The sequence below is a fragment of the Pseudoalteromonas sp. TP27 genome (assembly GCF_056470645.1).
Genome location: NZ_JARDAK010000008.1, coordinates 15,662 through 36,087 on the forward strand (window position 1 = coordinate 15,662; position 20,426 = coordinate 36,087).

Here is a 20,426-nt window from a genome sequence, read left to right on the forward strand (position 1 = left end):
AATAAAAAAGTTTTATTGGTACAAGCCTTGCTTTTATATAACTGACAGTTAATTCACTAACCTAAAGTAAGGATATACTTATGAACAACGATCGTATCGAAGGTAATTGGAAAGAACTTAAAGGTAAGGCTCAACAAAAATGGGGCGATCTTACCAACGACGACTTAGATAAAATTGAAGGTAGCCGTACAGAGCTTGTTGGTAAAATTCAGCAGCAGTATGGTAAATCTAAAGAAGAAGCTGAGCGTGAAGTAGATGACTTTGAAAAAGGTCGTTAAATCGCGTTAACCGCTTTTAAAAAAACCGCCATTTTGGCGGTTTTTTTGTTTAACGGCTAAAAAAGGACGTTATTTACGCTTTTAATTGGTTACCAATCGGTAACTGCCTAATACGCTTTCCGCACGCTGCAAAAATAGCATTACATAATGCTGGCGCATATACCGGTGTAGACGGCTCACCTACCCCTGCTGGTGGTGCATCACTTTGTACAATTTCTACTTCTACCTCTAAAGGTGAGTCGCTCATACGTGGTACGCGATAATCATGAAAGTTACTTTGCTGCACGCGGCCTTTATCAAAGGTAATACCGTCACTAATTGCAGTGGTAATACCGTAAATAGAGCCACCTTGGGTTTGGTTTTTAACGGTGTCTGTATTTACAACTGTACCCGCGTCAATGGCAACCCACGATTTAATTACTTTTAAATCGCCAGCATCCGACACTTCTACTTCAACTACTGTAGCCACATACGTTAAAAAGCTTCTGTGTGCTGCAATGCCTAACCCGCGACCTTTAGGAAGCTCTCGACCCCATTTACTCATGTCAGCTACTTTTTCAATAACATGGCGCAGCCTGCCAATATCTAAAGGATAAACCGCTTTATCGCCGCCATAATTATCGTATGTGGCATTTTGCTCAGTTACATCAAGGATTCGGCTTGGACCTATAGTTTCTAATAAATAGTCTTTTTGGTCACGACCGGCTTTATGTGCTGCTTCGCCAATAAATGACTGAATAGCAAAGGCATGAAAAATATTTGATACAGAGCGCATCCAACCAATGCGTGCTTTGGCGGGCGCATCACCGTTTTCTAACTTCATGTTAGGTGTGTTAATTGGGTTATCGGTAAACCCTAAGCGCAGTTCAAAGCTTCCTGGCGTAGTCGCCCCTTCTGAAAAGGTAGAGGTAATTGGTGAAAACGCGGTGCGGTGTAAATACGATTCTATAGCGCCATTTTTATCTAGCGATGCTTCAATGTGCTGAGCCGAAACCGCATGGTAAAAACCATGTTGTATGTCGTCTTCACGCGTCCATTGAACACGAATAGGTTTGCCTACTTTCATTGAAAGGTAAGCCGCTTCTGCTGAGAAGTCAGGTTTTGACTTACGCCCAAAACCGCCCCCTAGCATGGTAACGTGAACATTAATTTTGCTCTCATCCATGCCAAGCATTGCAGCCACTGTTTTCATATCGGCTTGTGGATTTTGCGTAGCAGCCCATATATCAACACTGTCTTTGTTGTACATAGCTGTGGCACAAGGCGGCTCCATGGGTGCTTGAGCAAGGTGCGGCGCGTAGTAATCAGCTACCAGTTTATTGCTCGATTTAGCCAATACGCCCATGGCATCGCCTTTATCACGTATGTTTGCCTGTGGAGTTTGTACTGTTTTTAATAATGACTTTTTAAATTCTTCTGAATTGTAATCATCATTTTTGCCATCATCCCACACGACTTTTAATGCTTTACGCCCTTGCCATGCAGCCCATGTGTTTTTAGCTATAATCGCAATGCCACCTTTTGGCTGAAACTGCGGTGCGCCTTTTGGTGCAGGTATTTCAATAACATCTATAACGCCGTTTATCGCTTTTGTAGCACTGGCATCAAACGACTTAACAACACCGCCTACTACCGGCGGGCGTTCAATTATAGCCACCAGCGCTTGTGGTTCGCGTACATCGGCTGCAAATATTGCTTTGCCTGTTACTAAATCGGCTAAATCTATGTGCGCCATACCGGTATTAATATAACGCCATTCTTTACGTGTTTTGAGTGTTAATTTGTCAGCTTCTGGTGGCGTTATTGTAAGCGCTAAGTCGATTAAATCTTTATAAGTAAGCGATTTACCTGAGCTGTGGGTAACAACGTGTTGATTAGCTGTACAGGTTTGTGGGTCAACTTTCCAATACTTAGCGGCAGCGTGCTGCATCATGTAACGCACACTTGCGCCCATTTCACGCAGGCGCTGCATGTTGTAGCGAATACTGCGCGAGCCATCGGTATTTTGATCGCCGTATTTAGGGTCGCCCTTACCCTGAATAACAATAACCTTATCCCACGCGGCTTCCATTTCATCGGCAACAATTTGTGCAATAGCGGTGCGAATTTGCTGACCCATTTCAGAGCGATGGCAGGTTATTTCAACCATGCCGTCTGGGCGCAGTGCAATAAATAAGTTTGCGCGCTTTGCTTGCTCAGACGGTTGCTCTAACACCCCTGCAAATGCTCTTGGCGCACTGCCTACAAAATAAGTACCGAGTACCAACGCACCTATTGCACTGGTTTTTAAAAACTTACGGCGGGTTAAATCAAAGTATGTATTATTTGTTTCGCTCATACTTCTTCCCCTTGTTCATTTGGGTCAAAATACTGCACGCCCGCAATAGTTTTAGCAGCCGATTTAATCGCTTTATGAATACGCGGATAAGTACCACAACGACAAATATTGCCCGACATATTGCTTACTATTTCATCGTCGGTTGGGTTTGGATTTGCAGCTAATAAGCTTGCAGCTTGCATCATTTGGCCGCACTGGCAAAAACCACACTGCGGTACTTTATGCTCTATCCATGCTTGTTGCACGGGATGGTCGCCCTGCTCGCTTAGCCCTTCAATTGTTGTAATTGAAAGCCCAGCTACTGCCGCTACCGGTAATACACACGAGCGTTGAGCTACCCCATCAATATGCACTGTACATGCACCGCACTGAGCCATACCACAGCCAAACTTAGGCCCGGTTAAATTCAATTCGTCTCGGAGATACCATAATACTGGCGTTGACGGATCGCCAGAAAACTCATGTTTATTACCATTAATGGTAAGCGTGATCATACTAAACTCCTTGGCAAAGCGCTTTAAAGGACGGTTCCTTGTTGCGCGAGAACTATTTTTAATTACTTACTATTTTATACTTACTACTTTTAGCCTACCACTTAGATCTATTTTATAAAAATACTAATTATTAGAACGCTTAATTGTTAAAAACAGATCCACATTGTTTAATACACTAAAAATATACATTAATTAGCACTTACCACAGGCTCGTTTAACAACCGCTCATCGTCTTTATAAACTTCAAGCCGACCTGGTGGTGATGTATCGCAGCCAATAATGGTTACTTGTAGCACATAACTATAGCGACCATTTTTAAAGGTATAGTGATGATTCCCGCCGCTACCCTCAAATGTAATATCGCCATTTAGTAAAACCATATCAGGCTTATCGCTTGGTTTTTTATTAATACCCCACGATGCATACCGATAATTATGACCCCCTAAATCATCAACACGAATATGGTAGTTAGCTGTTTTCCAATCGAGTACTGGTTTTTCAAAATTATTGATACTTGCGTGCAAGGATTGCTTACCTTGTTCGATTAAGCTTTTAGCAAGTGCCTGCTCTTTAGTATTTTGGGTATTTACAGCAATAATTTTACCGTCAGTATCTATCCACATAACGCCGTTATTTAGCATAATGCCGCGCCAACCAACTTTATCCCAATCGGTGTCAATGTTTGAACTTGCAATAACTTTGGCTAGTTCATCGTCAAACACTTCATCAAAGCGGTTAATAAACTCAGCTTCATTTTTAATGTCAGGTATGGGGTACTGTCGTTTTAGCGGGTAGCTAATAAGTGCAGCAATTGTAGGTTTATCGTGATCTGCAAAGGCAGTAATAACAGGTAAAACACTGTCGTGATACTTCTGTTCAAGCGCAAATGTGTTCGATGTAAAAAGTAGAGATAGGCAAAGTAATAAGTAGTTTAGATACTTCATTAATAGTCCTTTATCTAAAGTAAAAGAATAGATTTATAAAGAGATTAAATGCATTAGGGTTTTAGGCAAAGTATATCTAACAACCTAAAAGAAGAAGTAATTATTATTTAAAATCAATGCGTTAACAATTTAACCCCACTTAAAGCTTAGCCTTTACTGTTTTTTAAAAAGGCAGCAAATTCGTGAGGCGAGCTATCATAAAACAGACGTATTATATTTTCTGTTTCATCTTCATTTTTATCTATAAAGATTTTAAAGGTGTAACGCTTAAAGAAAGGTCCTAGAAAGCGCCTTCGGATGGAAACATTGGTAGAAATGCACCATAAACTTTTTTCTAGGCAACTTATTTGTAATGAAGCCTCATTATCCCCTAAAGCTTGAAAAAATAAAATTTTCATGGCGGATTCTGAATTCTCATTCTCCCAAATAAAACTTTTGAAAAAGGTTATAGCTTCACTAATGTTTGGTTGTAATGGAACATCCTGCTCCGTTTCCTCATCATAATACCCACAAAAAATATTTTTCATTAGATATTTTTTCCTTTTAAGTTATAAATTTCCGATTAAAGAAGCTAAAAGTCACATTAAATAAACCTTATAAACTATACAGTTTATTAATGAATATATAGATTATTAATCCGCATATAAACGAAGCTAGTACATTTGAATAAATTCGAACGTTATAGCTTTTCATAGAGCGCTCTTTCATTAAAGTTATGGGGATCAAAGCTAAGCACAAATAAGCAAACCAAGAGGATACAAATATATCTGCTAATTTAGATTGCATTAAGGGAGCGCTATTGCCATATCTTGCGTTACTTATCGCCTCAAAACTCTCACGATCGAATGCTATGGCAGCTACTGCAAATAAAAAAATTATATGGGTAAATAGTAAAACTAAATTTAGAGTTCTTTTTAACAAGCTAATTTCATGAGTTTTAATAGTCCGCGATCCTTGCATTTAGTTTTTCTGCTCTTAAAAATTGATACGATTATAATATTTTTATATAAACTAAACCTGCTTTACGCTTTTTTAAAATTAACATAAGACACCTTACTTTTTTAGCCTAAACAAAGCCTGCTATTTCGTTTTTCACAGTGAAAGATTTAAAGTGGAGTCTAGTTTATTTATTCTTGTAGGCGCTCTTGTTAAAGGAACAGCTATGTGTTTAATTTATACCAATAGGATAACTAAAAAATTATAGCTAGTCTAAGAATTGCTTATAATGCACATGACGAAAACCGTATAAAGTTTAACCGTAATTTATTTGTATGCCTTACTTAAATGATGATTAAAGGGAATTTAATGGAATCTGAAAAAATAATGGTAAGTGAAAATATAAAGGGTATTTTTTTCTTTGTTTTATTCTTTATCATCACCATAGCTTTACCTATTACATCCTATAATGAACTGGCATTTGTCTTTGAGGCGTTAAATAAGCACCCGCTGATTTTTAATGAGAAAAGTTTTAGTGCGTGCTTAATTTTATATATGCCAGCATTTGCAATGCTCACTCGACTAATATTATTAAAAGTAAGAAATATTGAAATAGAGCCTGAGCTTTTAATTAAATGGTATAAGGTCTGTGGGGTTACTCTGATTTTGCTATTGATTTCAGTTCCTACTTATACCTACTTTATTGAAAGTAAAATTAAAAGTGAAGGCTATACGGTTTGTAATTCGTATAGCACTTCTAGGGGGGCAGATATTTGGGTTACCTCTCAACACTACTGCATTGAAAAAGGTTATAGAGTCAGCGAAGAAATAACAGATTGGTTAAAACAACAAACGACTGAGCCAACACCAGAAGATGTTATAAAAAAAGTAGATGAGCTACTCGCTAATAATCCTTAAAGATTTTTTATGTGTAATTTAAAAAACGAGCCTAACTTGGCTCGTTTTTGTTTTACTGATAGCTGACCGCTTCAACCTTTGACCGCTTCGCTATTACTCCGGATCATACCCCAAGTTAGGTGATAACCACCTTTCAGCTTCTTCAAGCGTCATATTGGTTCGTTTAGCGTAGTCTTCGACCTGATCTTTTTGTACCGCTGCTACTGCGTAGTATTTAGCTTCGGGGTGTGAGAAGTACCAACCCGAAACAGCAGCACCTGGCCACATGGCGTATGAGCTGGTTAACTGCATACCAATGCGTTTTTCGGTATCGAGCAACTGCCAAATTTTCTTTTTCTCGGTGTGCTCTGGGCACGCTGGGTAACCTGGCGCTGGGCGAATACCTTGGTAGTTTTCGCGTATTAGCTCATCGTTTGCTAGGTTTTCGTCTGGTGCAAAACCCCAATACTCTTTACGTACTTTTTCGTGTAGGTATTCTGCAAACGCTTCTGCGAGTCTGTCGGCGACCGCTTTAATCATTATTTTGTTGTAGTCGTCTTGCTGTGCGTCAAACGCATTTGCTAAGTCGTCTTCTTCTAGGCCGCCCGTTACTGCAAACGCGCCAAAATAGTCTGGTGTGCCTTTGGGCGCTATGTAATCGGCTAGGCAGTAGTTAGCAAAGTCGGTTTTTTCGGTTTGCTGACGTAAATGGCATGAAGTAGTTAACAGCGTTTTGCGTGTTTCGTCTGTGTATATTTCTATGTCATCCCCAACGCGGTTTGCAGGGAACAAACCTATTACGCCAAGTGGTTGCAAACTGCCGGCTTTTTCAAGGTCGTCTAACATGTCGTTAGCGTCTTTAAATAAGCTTTGCGCTTGCTCGCCTACGACTTCATCGGTCATTATGCGCGGGTATTTACCGGCAATTGACCACGTCATAAAGTATGGCGTCCAATCTATGTATTTACGCAAAGTGGCAATTGATACGTTTTTAAACTCGATCACGCCAAGCTTTTTAGGCACTGGTGGCGTGTAGTTATCCCAATCGAGTTGTGCTGCGTTATCGCGGGCACGCTGGATTGTAACAGGCTTAGAACGTGGTTTTTTACGCGCTTGCTGCTCGCGTACTTTTACATATTCAGCTTGCGTTTTAGCTAAAAAGTCAGGTTTAAACTCTTTTGATAATAAATTTGAAACCACACCTACGGCACGGCTGGCATTACTTACGTATACTACGCCTTTGTCGTACTGTGGCTCAATTTTAACGGCTGTGTGCGCTTTAGAGGTAGTTGCCCCGCCAATCATTAATGGGAGTTCAAAGCCACGGCGTTTCATTTCTTTTGCTACGTGTACCATTTCGTCAAGCGATGGGGTAATTAAGCCCGATAACCCAATAATATCGGCTTTTTCGTCGATGGCGGTTTGCAGTATTTTATCGGCAGGCACCATTACGCCTAAGTCGATTACTTCGTAGTTATTACATTGTAGTACCACGCCTACAATATTTTTACCTATGTCGTGCACATCACCTTTTACGGTCGCCATCACTATTTTACCGTTAGTTGAGCCTTCTTCTTTTTCAAGCTCAATGTAGGGGTCTAGGTAGGCAACTGCGCGCTTCATTACACGCGCCGATTTAACCACTTGTGGTAAAAACATTTTACCTGCGCCAAATAAGTCGCCTACCACGTTCATGCCGTCCATTAACGGCCCTTCAATTACGTGGATTGGTTTAGCAGCGGCTGCGCGGCATTCTTCGGTATCTTCATCTATGAATGTAGTAATACCTTTTACTAGCGCGTGCTCAAGGCGTTTTGCAACCGGCCATGTACGCCATTCTAAATCTTCTACTCGCTCGGCTTGCGCCATGCCCGAATACTTTGGTGCAAGCTCAACTAAACGCTCGCCTGCGCCGGGATCGGTATTAAGAATTACGTCTGTAACGGCTTTACGTAACTCACCTGGTATGTCGTCGTAAACGGCAAGTTGGCCTGCGTTTACAATACCCATATCCATACCCGCTTGAATAGCGTGGTATAAAAACACCGAGTGAATGGCCTCACGTACGGGGTTATTACCTCTAAACGAAAACGATACGTTTGACACCCCGCCCGACACTTTGCAGTGCGGTAAATTTTGCTTAATACGGCGCGTGCCTTCAATAAATTCTACGGCGTAGTTGTCGTGCTCTTCAATACCGGTAGCTACGGCAAATATATTAGGGTCGAAAATAATATCTTCTGGCGCAAAGCCAATGTCTTCTACCAATATTTTATAACTGCGCGCACATATTGCGAACTTACGGTCAGCGGTATCTGCTTGCCCGTCCGTATCAAACGCCATTACCACGGCGGCTGCACCAAAACGTTTTATTATTTTAGCTTGGCGAATAAATGGCTCTTCGCCCTCTTTTAGCGATATTGAGTTAACAATGGCCTTGCCTTGAATACACTTTAAGCCTGCTTCTATTACTTCCCACTTTGAGGAATCGACCATAATGGGCACTTTAGAAATATCAGGCTCTGAGGCTATTAAGTTTAAAAACTTAACCATGGCGGCTTTTGAGTCCAACATGGCTTCGTCCATGTTTATATCAATAACCTGTGCGCCATTTTCTACTTGTTCGCGTGCCACTGTTAGCGCGGCTTCAAAGTCTTCTTCCATGATTAGGCGTTTAAACATGGCAGAACCCGTTACATTGGTACGTTCGCCGACATTAGTAAATACTGCTATTTGTTGGGTCATGCTGGCTCCTTAATTTAAGTTACAGGCTTCAAGGCCTGATAAACGCATACGTACTTCAAGCTCAGGTAAAGGACGAGGTTTAACACCTTCAAGCCCTTTTGCAAACGCGCGAATATGCGCAGGCGTTGTACCGCAGCAACCGCCTACTATATTAATAAAGCCCGATTTACCCCAATCGATAATTTCGGCTGCCATTTCAGGCGCTTCTAAGTCGTATTCGCCAAACTCATTAGGCAAGCCCGCATTAGGATGTACTGAGGTAAATGTTTCGCATACACGCGATAGCTCTTGCACATATTGGCGCAATAAATCAGGACCAAGCGCGCAATTTAGGCCGATTGATATAGGCTTAATGTGGCGAATAGAGTTATAAAATGCTTCGGTTGTTTGCCCCGAAAGCGTACGCCCAGAGGCATCGGTAATAGTGCCTGAAATCATTACAGGTAATTTACGCCCTGCTTGCTCAAAGGCTTCTTCTACTGCAAACGACGCTGCTTTTGCATTAAGGGTATCGAATATAGTTTCGATTAGTATTAAATCGGCGCCGCCTTCCATTAATGCAAGCGTTGACTCAACGTACGCAGTAACTAATTTATCAAAGGTAACATTGCGATAACCCGGATCGTTTACATCTGGCGAGATTGAACAGGTTTTAGAAGTTGGCCCTAAAACACCGGCTACATAACGTGGCTTTTGTGGCGTTTTAGTTGTAAATTCGTCGCACATTGCGCGCGCTAATTTAGCCGACTCTACGTTTATTTCACGGCTTAGGTTTGCCATGTCGTAGTCGTCCATCGAAATGGTGGTCGAGTTAAACGTGTTAGTTTCAATAATATCAGCGCCCGCTGATAAAAATCCACGATGAATATCTGCAATTAGCTCAGGCTTAGTGAGGCTTAATAAATCGTTATTGCCTTTAATAAGTACATGCCAGTCTTTAAAACGCTCACCGCGATAGTCTTCTTCCTCTAGCTTATGATCTTGGATCATGGTGCCCATTGCGCCATCTAAAATTAAAATACGCTCTTTTAGCGCAGCACTTATTTCGGCGTGTTTATTATTTAAAGCGTTATTCGGCATAGTTGTTAGTCCTCACATCTTGGCTAACTAAATTAATATCATACGGTGTGGTTTGGTACACGTAGTAATTTAACCAATTCGAAAAAAGTAAAAAAGCATGGCTTTGCCACGTTTTTGAAGGTTGTTTGGTTGCGTCGTCGTCCGGGAAGTAATTTTCGGGTTTTGGTGCATCAGGGCTTCTTTTACAATCGCGTTCGTACTCAGCTTTTAAGCTATCTGCGTCGTACTCAGGGTGGCCAGTTATAAATACTTGGCTACCCGATTTATTTTTAAGTAAGTAAGCCCCTACTTGCTTGGAGCCCGCCAGTACAACTAGCTCATCACAGGCGTTTATTTTATTTATATCAATGTGGCCGTAGCGTGAGTGCGGTACTAAAAAGGTGTCGTCGAACCCGCGAGTCAGCGCGCCGTGCTCAAAGTAACATTGGTGAGTAAATACACCGCACAGCTTATCGTCTTTTAAATCACGCTTTAAATTATAACGGTGATATAACGCTGCATGCGCAGCCCAGCACGAAAATAACGTAGAGGTAACATGTTGCTCAGCCCAATCAATAATAACTTTTAGCTCATCCCAATACGCTACATCGTCGTATTCTAAATGGGCAAGTGGCGCACCAGTTACAATTAACGCGTCGTAATTGTTGTCTTTGACTTCAGAAAAGTAACGATAAAAGGTATCAAGGTGCTCTTCTGAATTACTGCTACTGCGATGAGTATCGAGGCGCAGTAGTTCTACGTTTACTTGTAAAGGCGAGTTGGCAAGCAAACGAATAAACTGTACTTCGGTTTCTACTTTATTAGGCATTAAGTTTAAAATAGCCAAACGCATTGGACGTATTTCTTGCGTTTTTGCACGAGTTTTTGGCATCACAAATACGTTTTCTTTACGTAAGCGTGCAATAGCGGGTAACTCGTCTTTTACTGTAATTGGCATATTTTTACTCCTGCTCATAAAAACCGAAAGTTAATTATGAACTGAAAGTAAAAAATATCAACCTCTAGATGTATAGATGTCTAAATGAAATTTATTCATGATTTTATACTTTGCTTACAAGCATGCTTTAGTGCTTTAAAATACGCCATTCGTTGACTGTTTCACCTGAGAGCCACTACAATACAACATTGAAATTTTTATTATTATTTGAAGGCTCCTTTCATGGTTTTACCTGATAAATTTATATTCTCGATGAGTCGAGTATCTAAGGTTGTGCCACCTAAGCGCACTATCTTAAAAGATATTTCGTTGCACTTTTTCCCTGGCGCAAAAATTGGTGTACTTGGTTTAAACGGTTCTGGTAAATCTACTTTACTACGTATTATGGCCGGTGTTGACCAAGATTTTGAAGGTGATGCACATCCTCAGCCTGGTACTAAAATTGGTTATTTACCACAAGAACCAGTACTGGACGAAAGTAAAACAGTGCGTGAAATTGTTGAAGAAGCCGTTGGCGAAGTTAAACATGCACTTAGCCGCTTAGACGAAGTGTACAACGAGTACGCAATGGAAGGCGCTGACTTTGACGCACTTGCAAAAGAGCAAGGCGAACTTGAAGCAGTTATTCAGGCGCACGATGGTCATAACATCGACAACGTTTTAGAGCGCGCAGCTGATGCACTTCGCCTGCCAGAATGGGATGCTAAAATTGAGCACCTTTCAGGTGGTGAACGTCGTCGTGTTGCTATTTGTCGATTATTACTTGAAAAACCAGACATGCTTATTCTTGATGAACCAACTAACCACTTGGATGCTGAGTCGGTTGCATGGTTAGAGCGCTTCTTACACGATTACGAAGGCACTGTTGTGGCGGTAACGCATGACCGTTACTTCCTTGATAATGTAGCTGGTTGGATATTAGAGCTTGACCGTGGTGAAGGTATTCCATGGGAAGGTAACTATTCTTCTTGGCTTGAACAAAAAGATGCGCGCCTCCAGCAAGAACAAAAATCTGAAAAAGCACGTCAAAAATCAATTGCGCAAGAGCTTGAATGGGTTCGTTCAAACCCTAAAGGTCGTCAAGCTAAGTCAAAAGCACGTATGGCTCAGTTTACTGAAATGCAGCAGTCTGATTACCAAAAACGTAACGAAACTAACGAGATGTTTATTCCACCTGGCCCGCGCTTAGGGGATCAAGTACTTGAAGTAACTAATCTTCGTAAGAGTTTTGGCGATCGCGTTTTAATTGACGATTTAAGCTTTAGCATGCCAAAAGGTGCCATTGTAGGCATTATTGGTGCGAATGGCGCAGGTAAATCAACACTATTTAAAATGATCAGTGGTGAGCAAAAGCAAGACAGCGGTAGCATTAGTGTTGGTGAAACTGTTCACCTTGCGACCGTTGATCAGTTCCGTGATGGTATGGACGAAAGCAAAACTGTTTTCCAAGAAATATCAGACGGACAAGACGTTCTAAAAATTGGTAACTTTGAGTTCCCAAGCCGTGCATACGTTAGTCGCTTTAACTTTAAAGGTAACGATCAGCAAAAGTTTGTTAAAGACCTATCAGGTGGTGAGCGTAACCGCTTACACCTTGCTAAGTTATTAAAAGCTGGCGGCAACGTGTTACTACTGGATGAGCCAACCAATGACTTGGACGTTGAAACACTACGTGCACTAGAGAACGCTATTTTAGAGTTCCCTGGTTGTGTAATGTGTATCTCGCATGACCGTTGGTTCCTTGACCGTATTGCTACACACATTTTAGATTACCGCGACGAAGGTCAAATTAACTTTTTTGATGGTAACTACACTGAATACGAAGAGTGGCTTAAAAAGACACTAGGTGCAGCTGCAGCTCAACCTAAACGTATTAAGTACAAAAAAATTGGCTAATATTTATTAATGCTAATTTGAGCCCTGCATTTATGCGGGGCTTTTTTATGCCACCAGCATTGTCTGCACATATATTGTTAGCATGTAGTCAATTACCCGCTATGCTAAATTAATTAAAAACAAAAAAGTTAAATTATGCAAAACCGTCGTCAATTTTCTCGCGTGTTATTTTCAACTACTGCCCAACTAGATTTTGATAACCATGAATACCCCTGTAAATTACTTGATGTATCATTACATGGCGCGTTAATTACTAATTGTGATGCCTTTATTGGCAACAAAAATAGCCAAGCCGTTCTGTGCTTTACCCTGCCTCAAAGCGAAATAGAAATAAAAATGGAGGTTGTGGTGTGCCATATAAAAGCGAATCATATTGGCTTAAAATGCCACCATATTGATATAGACAGCATTACCTATTTAAAGCGTTTAATAGAGCTAAACTTAGCTGATGACGAACTATTGCATCGCGAGCTCGCTATGTTAATTCACGAGACACAATAATAGACTCATTTGAATTAGTTGATTACCATAGGGCAAACTTTTTAACTTGTGAAAACATGACTTTAAATCCACATTTACCTTTGGTGTATCACCCTAACTACTCGTTTAGTTTTGATCCAAAGCATCGTTTTGCAATGAGTAAGTTTGCACATTTATATCAGCATGTTGCCGAGCTTGGTTTAATCGGCAGTAATCTGGTAGAGCCAATACTCGGTACGCCAGAGCCGCTTGAGCTAATACACTGCGAAAATTACATACACGACTTGTGGAATAATCGCCTAGATGAAAAAGCGATGCGCCGTATTGGTTTGCCTTGGTCAAAAGAGCTTATGGCACGTACTTTTACAGCTCCTCAAGGGACGCTTCAAACAGCTCGTTTAGCACTTAAACATGGTATAGCGTGTCACCTTGCTGGTGGTACACACCATGCACATACCGATTTTGGCTCAGGCTACTGCATGGTTAACGATTTAGCCTTTACTACGCAAACTTTAATTGAATCGGGTGAGGTAACTAACGTACTTATTTTTGATTTAGACGTGCACCAAGGTGATGGCACTGCGGCCATGTTAGAGCATCAGGCATATGCTTATACTTGCTCTATACATTGTGAAAAAAACTTCCCTTTTAGAAAATCAGCTAGCGATTTAGATATTGGCTTAGCCGATAACATGAAAGACGATGAGTATTTAGGCATAGTTGACGACACACTGCAATTTTTGCTCAAAGAGTTAAATCCCGATTTAGTGCTTTACGATGCAGGCGTTGATATTTGGCAAGATGATGGTTTAGGTAAACTCGATATTAGCTGGGATGGCATAGTTAAGCGCGATCATTTAGTACTAAAACGCTGCCTTGAACACAACACACCCGTTGCCACAGTAATAGGTGGTGGCTACGATAAAGATCACCTTCGCCTTGCTAAACGCCATGCTATTGTTATTGAGCAAGCCGCTCGTTTTTAATATGAAATAAAAATGTTAAATACTCGTTCTTATTTAATACATACAATAAAAACGAAAACACTATGAAACAACTCTTTATTGCCATCACATTCACTTTATTAAGCTTTATAGCTAGCGCGCAAGAGCTAGACGCTGAAGCAACATACCCTAAATTACCTGCATTAAATCTACAAATGGCCGATGATTCTGCTCTCAGTACTCAAGATTTATTAGGCCAACCTTACATTTTACATTTTTGGGCAACGTGGTGCCCATACTGTAAAAAGCTACAGCCAGCACTTCAAAAAATAAACGACATGGGTGTAAAGGTCATTGCCGTTAGCTTTAAAGAAGATGACGATGCCACTCCTGCGAAAGCGCTTTCAAGCAGAGGTTATACTTTTAAAACTGCCGTAAAAGCTGATGCAATAGCAGAGCAATTAGGTATACGAGGCACACCTACTACATTGTTTGTAAATAAAGAAGGTAATGTAATTTGGCTGACTAATACGTCAAACCCAGAGGACGCAAACCTACATTTAAATGCGCGAACATTATTACACTCCATATCTGAACAATAATATAGGTCTAAATTTAGTTTAAAAATATAAGTAATATAAACTTTATACTACAATTTAAGCTCATAAATTAATTGAGATTATAATGCGCCTACTACTTACTCTATTACTCATCACTTTAAGTGGCTTTGCCGCAGCTGAAGAAAAAGCAGAACTTCCACCGGTAGACCCCTCATACAATGCTGAGCACCCAATGGCTTTGCTAAATCAGGGTTCTAGTATTTTTGCTATTAATTTACCAACGTATAAAGCACCACACGATGTACAAGTAGTGTATAAAATAGAAAACCCTGATGTCGCTTTTTTAGAGCTGATACGTAATGCTGAACTTATAACTATGAAACCCCATCCATTTGATATTCAAAACTTAGTGGATGGGGCCGAGATAACTATTATCGCAGATGTATACGAGGGTGATTATAGGCAAGGTGGCAGTTTAATTTACTCAAATAGAGAAATAATAATGAGTGAAAAACTCTACTCTAGAAAGCTAAAAGATTTAACTGAGTCATCACAATGGCAAGACTACGACATGATTACACTAAGCGGTACTGAGCGTATTTATATTCATAGAATTCAACAAGCGCCGAGCTATAACCATCTTATTTTTGTCGATTTAGTTAATGCGTGTATGCAAAAACTTCGTACATCAAAACGTGTACCGGCTGAAAACGAGCTTACTTATAAGTTTATTAACTGCGGTACGCTTAAACCACTTTATTACAATGCTGATGATTTTAAAAAGTAAAATAGCGAGTATACGAATGCTAAATCATTTTACTATTCAGGCATAAAAAAAGGCTCTTTCGAGCCTTTGGATTAACTTTGGAATGTTAAAGCTTTTAAATTAGGTAAGTGTTAATAGCTGTGGAGCAACGCTATGATAGTCAACAGCCATAGCAATACTTAACGCTGTAATATTAATGATAGAAAACGCGAACACTTTACGTGCCCAACTGGTTACATCAATATTTCGACGATACCCTCTTAGTGCCATTAATAACCACCAAAAACTGGTGATACAGGCAACTGCCATAAAAGCAGCGCCGGTGTATCCACTAATTGGCAGCAGCATTACAACTAAAGCGTATACAGCAATATAAAGTACGATATGGCGTTTTGCTTTGTCGATACCCTGCGCCACAGGTAATACTGGAATACCTGCAGCTTGGTAATCTTTAAAGCGGAAAATAGCGATGGCGTAAGAGTGCGGCATTTGCCACAAGCTAAACATAACCAGTAGTATTAACGCGCCCATATCGAACTGGCCTGTTACGGCGCAGTAACCGACTACTGGTGGTACTGCGCCCGAAAGGCTACCTACAAAAGTGCCATATACTGAGTTACGCTTCATGTAGAGACTATAAACCCCTACATAAATTACGTAGCCAAAGGCTGCAAAAAATACCGCGGCTTGGGTGGTAAAGGCAATAAGTAAACCAAAGCCAATAACGCCCAATAAAATACCGTGGCTAAGTGCAGCAAAGGCCGACATTTCGCCTGTTACTGTTACTCGCGTTCGAGTACGTGCCATGGCTACATCTATGTCTCTATCTATAACATTGTTGATAGCACAACCTGATGCAACCACTAACGACAAACCAATTAATGTGGCAATCATTAACCATGGGTCTATATCACCGCGCGAGGCAAGTAAAAACCCGCCCGCTACGCTGATCAAATTGCCCATAATAATACCCGGCTTTGTCACTGATAAATAACGACGAAACATCTTCAACTCCTAGTACATCATCATTGCGTTAGATTCATAAATGATCCAAACAGATAACCCAACCACCATTACGATGATCAGAGCACTGAATAGGAATGAGAAAGTACTTGCACGGCCATCTTCGGTCGTAAAATTAAGGTGTAAAAAGTATTTTAAATGCACCCAAATTTGTACGATTGCTAAAGTAACAATGCTCCAAAGCGTTGTTGCCTTTGTGAAGTCGCCTTCCATTACCATCCAAAATGGAATGGCTGTCAAAATTACTGATAACACAAAGCCAATTAAGTAAGTTTTAACACTGCCATGAGATTCATCATGGTGCTCAGCATGTGTTTCGCTGTGGCTCATTACATTGCTCCCATTAAATAAACAACGGTAAATACACAAATCCAAACAATGTCTAAGAAGTGCCAAAATAGGCTTAAGCAGCTTAAACGCGTTACGGTTGCTTTACCTAGACCGCGTTTAGCAACTTCTATCATCATTATGGTCATCCAAATTAAACCGGCTGTTACATGTAAACCATGTAAGCCAACTAATGAGAAAAACGATGTTAAAAAAGCACTATGTTGCGGACCATGCCCGTTCACTATTAGGTGATGAAATTCGTATATTTCCATACCAATAAACACAGCACCTAAACAAAACGTAATAAATAACCAAGTAAGTGTGAGCGCCTTTTTTTGCCCTTGAGCGGCAATCATGGCAAAGCCAAAAGTAATACTACTAATAAGTAGTGCAGCAGTTTCTACTGCAACAAAGTCGAGCTCAAAAATATCTTTACCTGATACACCACCTGCTGTGTTCATAAATAACACAGCGTAAGTGGCAAAGAATGAGGCAAACAACAGGCAATCGGTCATTAAATATAACCAAAAGCCAAAGACTGTATCGCTAGACGTATCATGATGCTCATGCTCGTGAGCATCATGAGATACTGAGTCTAAATTTGCAGACCCTACATTTGCAGATAGTGTACTCACGCGTTTAGCTCCTTATTCTCGTTAGCAATAGTACTTTTTTTACCAGCGCCACTTAAATTATAAGCTTGCTCTGTTCGTGCTATTTCATCTGGTTGAATATAGTAATCAACATCATTTGTGTAGCAACGTTTGATAAAGATGGCAATTCCACCAATTAGTCCAACAATAGCTAACCACCAAATATGCCAAATCATTGCAAAACAAAATGCGGTTAAGCTAGCTGCCATTAACACGCCAGTAGAGGTGTTTTTAGGCATATGAATAGGGCTGTAATTTGCTTTACCTAAATATGCTTGACCTTTTTCTTTCATATCGGTCCATGCATCAATGTCATCAACGTGCGGGATAGTTGCAAAGTTATACACTTGCGGTGGTGAACTTGTTGCCCACTCAAGCGTGTGACCGTTCCACGGATCGCCCGTTGTATCGTCAAGTGCTTCGCGGTCTCTAAAGCTCACAAACAATTGAATTACTTGGCTAATAATCCCGAACATAATGATTACCGCACCCACAGCTGCAATGTATAACCAAATGTTCCAGTCTGGATTATTAGTATGGTTTAAACGACGTGTCATACCTAAGAAACCAAGTACATACAACGGCATAAATGCAACGAAGAAACCTATAATCCAACACCAAAATGATGCTTTACCCCATTTTTCATTAAGTTTAAAGCCCATTGCTTTAGGGAACCAAAATGCAAAACCAGCAAGGTAACCAAATACTGCACCACCAATAATAGTGTTATGAAAATGTGCTATTAAAAATAAGCTATTGTGTAGTACATAGTCAGCACCAGGAATGGCAAGTAGTACGCCAGTCATGCCACCTACGGTAAAGGTAACCATAAAACCAAGCGTCCAAAGTACCGGTACGGTTATACGTAAACGACCTCGGTAAATAGTAAATAACCAGTTGAATAACTTAACCCCTGTTGGGACAGCTATAATCATGGTCATTACACCAAAGAACGCATTAACGTTAGCACTGGACCCCATCGTAAAGAAATGATGCAACCAAACAATAAACCCTAAAATAGAGATTGCACCGCTGGCGTAAACCATCGATTTATAACCAAATAAACGCTTACCAGCAAAGGTCGAAATAATTTCAGAGAAAACACCAAAAGCAGGTAATACTAATATGTATACCTCAGGATGACCCCACGCCCAAAACAGGTTGATGTACATCATCGCGTTACCGCCCAATTCATTGGTAAAGAAATGGAAGTCGAGATAACGATCAAGTGTTAGCATAGTTAACACTGCAGTTAAAATTGGGAATGAAGCAGCAATTAAGATATTTGCCCAAGTACATGCCCACGTAAAAATAGGCATTTTCATTAGAGTCATACCAGGTGCACGCATTTTAAATACAGTCACTAAAAAGTTTACTGCTGTTAAAAGAGTACCGATCCCGGATATTTGCAAGGCCCATATATAATAGTCTACCCCCACCCCAGGGCTAAAGGTCAACTCCGAAAGTGGCGGATACGCCACCCAACCTGTTTTAGCAAATTCACCGAAAACAAGTGAGATGTTAATTAAAATGGCGCCACTGGCAGTAAACCAAAAGCTTAAGTTATTTAAAAATGGGAATGCAACATCGCGAGCACCAACTTGTAATGGTAATACAATGTTCATTAAACCAATCATAAATGGCATCGCCATAAATATGATCATAATTACGCCATGAGCTGTAAATATTTGGTCGTAGTGCTCTGGTGGTAAATAACCGGGCGCACCACTAGTAGCAAGTGCTAACTGAGTCCGCATCATTATGGCATCGGAAAAACCACGAAATAGCATTATTAATGCAAGAAAGATATACATCACGCCTAAGCGTTTATGATCAACAGACGTGATCCAGTCGCGCCAAAGCACGCCCCATTTTTTATACTTTGTAATAAGCCCTGCAATAATAAGCCCAGCTATAGCAATAACCGACATCGTGACCACAAGAATGGGTTCATGAAACGGAATTGCATCTAAAGATAGTTTGCCTAAAAACGACATGATTATTCCTCGCCTTGGCTGTGTGATGATTTCGCGGAATGTTTGTCCATTGCGTGATGTTGTTTACTCATCTCGCTATGTTCGCCCATCGCATTGTGCTTTTTATTCATATCGCCATGCGCCTGCATGTATTTCATAACAATGGTATGAAATAAGCCGTCTTCAACTTTACCGTAATAAGTAACAGGATTATTTTCGCTCGCTTTTGCAAGCTCAACATAATTTGCATGAGTAAGGTTATTAGCGCTTGAGTTGGCTTTCACATCACTCACCCACTTATCAAAGTCTGCTTGGGTAGGAGTCGCAATGGCATTGAATTTCATGCCAGTAAAACCTGCACCACTATAATTTGCTGAAAAGCCTTTGAATGTACCGGGCTCATTAGCAATTAAGTGAAGCTTGGTTTCCATGCCAGCCATTGAGTATATTTGACTACCCAATTGCGGAATAAAAAACGAGTTCATTGTGCTTTCTGACGTGATTTTATATTCAACAGGTACATTTGCCGGAAACACTAATTCATTAACCGTAGCAATACCTTGCTCTGGATAAATAAATAGCCACTTCCAGTTTAATGACACCACTTCAACAGTCAGATGCTTACCTTTACCTTCAATTGGTTTGTAAGGGTCTAATGCTTGAGTAGACTCCCAGGTAATAACACCTAAAATAATCACAATAACGATAGGAACAGCCCAAACAGCGGCTTCAATTTTATTTGAATGAGCCCATTTTGGAGCGTAAATTTCATGAGTTTGTGTGTCTCTATATTTCCATGCGAAATATAAAGTCATCACAATAACGGGAACGACTACAAGCAACATAAGCACGGTTGCGATGATGATTAAATTTTTCTCATCAATGCCTATTTGCCCTTTTGGATCGAGTATCCCGCCTTTACAGCCTGACAATGCCAGCACTGTACTAGCTAAAGCAATATTACAAAGGTTACGAATTAACAAGGGAGTATCCTACAAACCTAGAGTTTCAGTTTGCCGCTTTAAATAAAAAACAAAGCAACGGTTTTTCGATAAAAACCCAAGTTAACTAGAATTAAATTATAAAAATAAGGGGGCTATTCAAAACCTAAAGCTCATGCCATTAATGACCTAGCAACAAACCCAGCTT

19 protein-coding genes are annotated in these 20,426 nt (G+C 40.5%); 7 read left to right on the forward strand and 12 right to left on the reverse strand.

The window, feature by feature from the left end; genetic code table 11:
* The first annotated feature begins 80 nt into the window (after positions 1 to 80).
* Entirely contained in the window at positions 81 to 278 is a 198-nt protein-coding gene (locus tag PX700_RS11025) for a CsbD family protein (RefSeq protein WP_415638568.1), read from the forward strand.
* Positions 279 to 351: 73 nt separating this feature from the next.
* Here the strand turns inward: PX700_RS11025 and PX700_RS11030 are convergent, their stop codons facing one another.
* The 4 genes from PX700_RS11030 to PX700_RS11045 all read right to left on the reverse strand — a co-directional run bounded on the left by PX700_RS11030 (position 352) and on the right by PX700_RS11045 (position 4,581).
* Positions 352 to 2,616 carry a xanthine dehydrogenase family protein molybdopterin-binding subunit gene (locus tag PX700_RS11030; RefSeq protein ID WP_479520735.1) on the reverse strand — a complete coding sequence of 755 codons (2,265 nt, stop codon included), beginning with the start codon at positions 2,614 to 2,616 and terminating at the stop codon, positions 352 to 354.
* Positions 2,613 to 3,110, reverse strand: coding sequence for a (2Fe-2S)-binding protein (locus PX700_RS11035; RefSeq protein ID WP_415638570.1), 498 nt, complete (start codon positions 3,108 to 3,110; stop codon positions 2,613 to 2,615). The genes PX700_RS11030 and PX700_RS11035 overlap by 4 nt, the downstream gene beginning before the upstream one ends.
* A gap of 188 nt (positions 3,111 to 3,298) precedes the next feature.
* A complete protein-coding gene (locus tag PX700_RS11040; protein ID WP_479520736.1) occupies positions 3,299 to 4,054 on the reverse strand; it encodes a hypothetical protein in 756 nt (251 codons plus the stop codon).
* Between the two features lie 146 nt (positions 4,055 to 4,200).
* Positions 4,201 to 4,581 (reverse strand): hypothetical protein, encoded by a 381-nt coding sequence (locus PX700_RS11045; RefSeq protein ID WP_479520737.1) that lies wholly within the window; start codon positions 4,579 to 4,581, stop codon positions 4,201 to 4,203.
* A 778-nt stretch (positions 4,582 to 5,359) separates the two neighbouring features.
* Between PX700_RS11045 and PX700_RS11050 the strand changes: the two genes are divergently transcribed.
* On the forward strand, positions 5,360 to 5,908 hold the full coding sequence (locus PX700_RS11050) for a hypothetical protein (protein WP_479520738.1): 549 nt from the start codon (positions 5,360 to 5,362) through the stop codon (positions 5,906 to 5,908).
* 93 nt (positions 5,909 to 6,001) lie between these two features.
* Here the strand turns inward: PX700_RS11050 and metH are convergent, their stop codons facing one another.
* From metH to PX700_RS11065, 3 genes are read right to left on the reverse strand one after another with little or no spacing between them, the layout of a single operon-like run.
* Entirely contained in the window at positions 6,002 to 8,632 is a 2,631-nt protein-coding gene (gene metH, locus PX700_RS11055; RefSeq protein ID WP_479520739.1) for a methionine synthase, read from the reverse strand.
* 9 nt (positions 8,633 to 8,641) lie between these two features.
* Complete coding sequence (locus tag PX700_RS11060; RefSeq protein WP_479520740.1) at positions 8,642 to 9,712, reverse strand: homocysteine S-methyltransferase family protein; 1,071 nt, start codon at positions 9,710 to 9,712, stop codon at positions 8,642 to 8,644.
* A complete protein-coding gene (locus tag PX700_RS11065; RefSeq protein WP_479520741.1) occupies positions 9,702 to 10,649 on the reverse strand; it encodes a homoserine O-succinyltransferase in 948 nt (315 codons plus the stop codon). The genes PX700_RS11060 and PX700_RS11065 overlap by 11 nt, the downstream gene beginning before the upstream one ends.
* Positions 10,650 to 10,871: 222 nt before the next feature.
* Between PX700_RS11065 and ettA the strand changes: the two genes are divergently transcribed.
* The 5 genes from ettA (at position 10,872) to PX700_RS11090 (ending at position 15,316) form a co-directional block, all read left to right on the forward strand.
* Complete coding sequence (gene ettA, locus PX700_RS11070) at positions 10,872 to 12,545, forward strand: energy-dependent translational throttle protein EttA (RefSeq protein WP_197239951.1); 1,674 nt, start codon at positions 10,872 to 10,874, stop codon at positions 12,543 to 12,545.
* A gap of 135 nt (positions 12,546 to 12,680) precedes the next feature.
* Positions 12,681 to 13,046: a PilZ domain-containing protein gene (locus tag PX700_RS11075; RefSeq protein WP_479520742.1), complete on the forward strand. Its 366-nt coding sequence runs from the start codon at positions 12,681 to 12,683 to the stop codon at positions 13,044 to 13,046.
* 56 nt (positions 13,047 to 13,102) lie between these two features.
* Positions 13,103 to 14,011, forward strand: coding sequence for a histone deacetylase family protein (locus tag PX700_RS11080; protein WP_479520743.1), 909 nt, complete (start codon positions 13,103 to 13,105; stop codon positions 14,009 to 14,011).
* 62 nt (positions 14,012 to 14,073) lie between these two features.
* On the forward strand, positions 14,074 to 14,571 hold the full coding sequence (locus tag PX700_RS11085) for a TlpA family protein disulfide reductase (protein WP_479520744.1): 498 nt from the start codon (positions 14,074 to 14,076) through the stop codon (positions 14,569 to 14,571).
* A gap of 82 nt (positions 14,572 to 14,653) precedes the next feature.
* Positions 14,654 to 15,316: a hypothetical protein gene (locus tag PX700_RS11090; protein ID WP_415638580.1), complete on the forward strand. Its 663-nt coding sequence runs from the start codon at positions 14,654 to 14,656 to the stop codon at positions 15,314 to 15,316.
* 99 nt (positions 15,317 to 15,415) lie between these two features.
* Here the strand turns inward: PX700_RS11090 and cyoE are convergent, their stop codons facing one another.
* The 5 genes from cyoE to cyoA are packed head-to-tail and all read right to left on the reverse strand — an operon-like array spanning position 15,416 to position 20,260.
* Entirely contained in the window at positions 15,416 to 16,300 is an 885-nt protein-coding gene (gene cyoE / locus PX700_RS11095) for a heme o synthase (RefSeq protein ID WP_415638581.1), read from the reverse strand.
* A gap of 9 nt (positions 16,301 to 16,309) precedes the next feature.
* Positions 16,310 to 16,648, reverse strand: coding sequence for a cytochrome o ubiquinol oxidase subunit IV (gene cyoD, locus PX700_RS11100; RefSeq protein WP_165728489.1), 339 nt, complete (start codon positions 16,646 to 16,648; stop codon positions 16,310 to 16,312).
* A complete protein-coding gene (gene cyoC / locus PX700_RS11105) occupies positions 16,648 to 17,283 on the reverse strand; it encodes a cytochrome o ubiquinol oxidase subunit III (protein WP_415638582.1) in 636 nt (211 codons plus the stop codon). Before cyoC ends, cyoD begins: the two co-directional genes overlap by 1 nt.
* The gene (gene cyoB / locus PX700_RS11110) at positions 17,280 to 19,298 is read right to left on the reverse strand and encodes a cytochrome o ubiquinol oxidase subunit I (RefSeq protein ID WP_479520745.1); all 2,019 of its coding nucleotides are present in this window, start codon (positions 19,296 to 19,298) and stop codon (positions 17,280 to 17,282) included. The genes cyoC and cyoB overlap by 4 nt, the downstream gene beginning before the upstream one ends.
* Positions 19,299 to 19,300: 2 nt before the next feature.
* A complete protein-coding gene (cyoA, locus tag PX700_RS11115) occupies positions 19,301 to 20,260 on the reverse strand; it encodes a ubiquinol oxidase subunit II (RefSeq protein ID WP_479520746.1) in 960 nt (319 codons plus the stop codon).
* Positions 20,261 to 20,426: the final 166 nt, after the last annotated feature.